Raw genomic sequence first — 2,713 nt, 5'->3', positions numbered from 1 at the left:
CTCCATGCGCGCCACGTGCCGCAGCAGTGCGTCGAACTCGCTGCGCAGGCCACGCGCCAGCATTTCGCCGCGCGCCTGCCGCTCTTCAGCGGTGAACGCAGTGGTGCGCCCCGTGGCCTGCTGCCACTGCCGGGCCAGCGGCGCCTCGCCCGACGCGTCGTGCAGCCATGCCGCGACCTGGTCCATGAAATCGTATCCGGTGGTGCCGTCGCAGGCCCACGACGCCGGCAGTTCCTCGTCAGGCGCCAGGATCTTTTCCACCCACAGCAGGGGCGCAACATCATGCGTGGCGCAGGCGCCGTCCATCGCGGTGCGAAGTCGCTGCAGGTAGGCCTGCGGGTCGGCAATGCCGTCCACGTGGTCCACGCGCAGGCCGTCCACCAGCCCTTCCGCCAGGAACGCCAGCGGCAGGCGATGCACGGTCTCGAACACCGCTTCGTGGTGTATCTGCAGGCCGACCAGGCTGGAGATGGTGAAGAAGCGCCGGTAGTTCAAGCGGTCGTCGCCCAGCCGCCACCAGATCGGGCGGTAGGCCTGGGCCTCGATCACGCCGCGCAGCCCGTCAGGGCCTGCGTCGGGTTCCACGCCGGGCGCCAGCGGCAACCGCGCCTCGTGGTGACGCAGCACCGCACCGCCAGCCTCCTGCTCCACGCGCAGCACGCCGTCGTCGATGGCCGCGTCCAGCGGTCGATCGAGGATCGGCAGCTGCAGCGCGCCGCCTGCGAGCGGTGCGTTCCAGTGGATGTCGAACCAGTCGGCATGGGGGCTGGCGCGGCCGTGCCGCAGCACGTCCCACCACCAGCGGTTGTCCGCGTGCGCGGCCATGTGGTTGGGCACGATGTCCAGCACCAGCCCCATGCCACGCTGTCGCGCCCGGCCGGCAAGCGCGCGCAGGGCGCGTTCGCCGCCCAGCTCGGGGTTCACCTCGGTCGGGTCCACCACGTCGTAGCCATGGGTCGACCCGGGCACGGCGCGCCAGATCGGCGACAGGTACAGGTGACTGATCCCGAGCGCGGCGTAGTAATCCACCTGGCGCGCGGCATCGTCCAAGGTGAATCCCGCATGCAGCTGCAGGCGCGCGGTGGCACGCACCCGGCTCATGGGCGCACCTGCGCGCGGGCGGCGGCGAAACGGTCCATGGCATCCTCCAATGTGTGCTCGACCCCTTCCGTGGGCAGCCGCTGGCGCCAGTTCGGGTGGGTGCCCAACGTGCCCGGCAGGTTGACCTGCTCGGCCATGCCCAGCGCGTCTTCCACCGGCAGCAGCGCCAGCACGGACGGACTGGCGCCGACGTACTCCAGTGCCGCGCGGCGGCCGGCGATCTCATCCAGGGCGCGACCTTTCATGGCGGCATCAAGGCGTGCGATATCCGCGCTGCGCTCGGCGGTTTGCTGCCGCAGTTCGTCGTCATCCAGCTCGCCAAGCCTGTTCCGCCAGCCAAGATCGAGCCCCCGCCGCCAGCCGACCAGGGTCGGCAGGTCGTGGGTGCCGGTCATCGCCACGGCATCCGCGCGCCATGCCCCGGGCGACAGGAATCCGCCGTTCTCATCGCGGGCGAACGGCAGCACATCCATGCCCAGCACGCCGCGTGCGGCCAGCGCCTGGCGGATGCCCGGGGGCACCACGCCGAGATCCTCGCCGATTACGATGCAGCGGCTGCGCCACGATTCGATCGCGGCGATGTTGAGCAGGTCCTGCAGCGGATAGCGCAGGTAGGCACCCTGTCCTGCCCCGGCGCCATCGGGCACCACCCACAACCGCTGCCAGCCGAGGATGTGGTCGATCCGGATTCCGCCACGGTCGCGCATCACCGCGCGCAGCAGCGCGATGAACGGCGCGAAGCCCTGTTCGGCCAGCCCGTGCGGCGAATAGCTGGTCACGCCCCAGACCTGGCCTGCGGCGCAGAACCTGTCGGGCGGCGCACCCAGCACCAGCCCGCGCAGCAGGGCGCCGCCGGCGGCATCGGCTTCTGCGCCGGCGGGATCGAAGCCCACCGCGAGGTCGGCGATCAGGCCCAACCCCATCCCGCTGTCGCGCGCCTGCGCCTGTGCGCGCTGCCAGCCGCGGCTCACCATCCATTGTCCGAACAGATACAGCGATGACGACAGACCCAGGCGGGGATGCATGAACGCCACGTGCCGCGCCAGCGCCGGGCCACCGCCGCTGACGAAACGCTGTAGGTCGCCGGTCGCTTCGGCGTCATCGGCGATCGCGCCGCGCACGGCACCCAGCCATGCCCATTTGGCCATCGCCGCCGCCGGCCAATCGATCAATGGTGCGGCCCGCAATGCGGCGAGCTGCTCGCGCAGCGCAGGGTGGAGCTCCAGCACCTGCAGCGCTACATCACCGAACTGCTCGACAGGGGCGGCATACACCGCTTCCAGGAAGCGCCGGTCGCCCGGGAAATAGGGACTGTAGTGGGCGTCCATGCCGCCAGCGGCATGCACCGGCCCGAGTGCCAGCGCGTCCGCGCCTGCCGCGCCCGCCTGCCGCGCCCAGTCCGCGCAGGCAGCGGTATCGCCGGTGCCGCCATCGTGCTGGCCACGGGCCGCATACGGTTGCAGGACCAGGCCCCACGGATGCGCGCGGGTCACCGCATCATGCACGCCAAAACACCGCGGTGGTGCCACCGCGACACGCTGGGTGTGTGCACCGCAGGCCAGGGTCCAGTAGCCCGGACGTGCCGGGGCCGTTGCCTGGCCCGACCCGTCGG

At 71.5% G+C, this 2,713-nt stretch carries 2 protein-coding genes; both read right to left on the bottom strand.

All coding sequences use genetic code 11. The annotated features are described in order from the left end of the window. On the bottom strand, nt 1–1,101 hold a 1,101-nt coding region (locus RWO33_RS20065), incomplete at its 3' end, for an alpha-amylase family glycosyl hydrolase (protein ID WP_314107210.1). Continuing rightward, the coding region (gene malQ, locus RWO33_RS20060) for a 4-alpha-glucanotransferase (protein ID WP_314107208.1) at nt 1,098–2,713 on the bottom strand (1,616 nt) is incomplete at its 5' end. The genes RWO33_RS20065 and malQ, both read right to left, overlap by 4 nt.

Origin of the sequence: uncultured Stenotrophomonas sp. (assembly GCF_963519925.1) — a bacterium.
GTDB lineage: Bacteria > Pseudomonadota > Gammaproteobacteria > Xanthomonadales > Xanthomonadaceae > Stenotrophomonas > Stenotrophomonas maltophilia_AE.
The sequence above is the reverse complement of the archived record's forward strand: the minus strand, read 5'-3'. Positions and strand labels throughout refer to the sequence as shown.